Source organism: Yersinia sp. 1252 StPb PI (genome assembly GCF_048593885.1).
In the GTDB taxonomy this organism is placed as follows: Bacteria; Pseudomonadota; Gammaproteobacteria; order Enterobacterales; family Enterobacteriaceae; genus Yersinia; species Yersinia enterocolitica_E.
Genome location: NZ_JAZGQE010000391.1, coordinates 1 through 1133, shown reverse-complemented (window position 1 = coordinate 1133; position 1133 = coordinate 1). Strand labels below are relative to the sequence as shown.

Sequence of the window (1133 nt, the reverse complement as noted above, 5' to 3'; positions counted from 1 at the left end):
CTAAAAATCTGATGCGATGTTTATATCTCGGGTTAAATACTATAATATTCATCTATTGAGGATAAGAGCTGAAATTGAATAGGTGAATTTCAAAAATGAAAGATAAAATTTCTCTGGACGACCTTAACCTGTTTATAAGTGTCGTCGATGCTGGCAGTCTGACAAAGGTATCTGAAATAACTGACATCCCCCTGCCTACCTTAAGTCGCCGAATAACAAAGCTTGAACAATGCATTGGTGGCCGGCTACTTAATCGCTCAACCCGAACGATCACTCTCACCCCTTTAGGCCGTATGTATTACGATAGCTGTGTTGGCCCGCTATCTGAATGTTTGTCAGCAACAACATTACTTGATGACTACCACCATAGCTTAACGGGAAAATTGGTGATAACCGCGCCAATAAATCTTACCCACCAGTGGGTCGGCAATTGTATTTTTGATTTTATGCAGAAGTACCCAGATATCAGCATTGATTTAATGGTGACCAACCGAGTTATTGATCTCGAATCTCTCAATATTGATGCAGCGATTAGAGTCGGTAAATTGAAGGACAGCAACTGGATAGCAAAAAAAATCATGAATTCACATTATGTTTTTTGTGCCTCAATAGAATACCTTTCTAAAAATACCGTCCCGTTAATTCCTGAAGACTTGGTTAATCAACATAAGTTGATCATGCCGAAATCAGATACAGAATGGCAGATAATAAATAAATCATCAGGTAGTGAGTATCTTATTTCAGCCACTCCCTATATGGTGGTTGATGATACCGAGTTAGTTATCCGTGCGGCAAAGAAAAGCTTAGGGATTTGTCTGGCTCCTTTTCAATTTGTCACATCACTTATCGAACGTGGGGAATTGGTACATATCTTACCGGAGTGGCATGGTGGGCTTAGACCAACTTATCTTATGTTTAGAGATAGAAATTATGTTCCCGCTCGCTTACGTGCTTTTATTAGTCATGTGGAGAAATATGAAATTATCGGTAAATAAGATGGAGGCTAGGCTAGAGATAAAAAATGAGAAGAGTATTTATTAATAATGCCCTTCTCAAACATCTAATGATAGTACACAAGGTAAAATTAGTATGATATTCCTTTCGTTCCTTCGCTGGTGTACCGTTCCCCATAT

1 protein-coding gene is annotated in these 1133 nt (G+C 38.7%); it reads left to right on the top strand.

Annotation, left to right across the window (positions count from 1 at the left end):
- Window positions 1-95 precede the first annotated feature (95 nt).
- Window positions 96-995: a LysR family transcriptional regulator gene (locus tag V2A85_RS23840; protein ID WP_372559520.1), complete on the top strand. Its 900-nt coding sequence runs from the start codon at window positions 96-98 to the stop codon at window positions 993-995.
- Window positions 996-1133 lie beyond the last annotated feature (138 nt).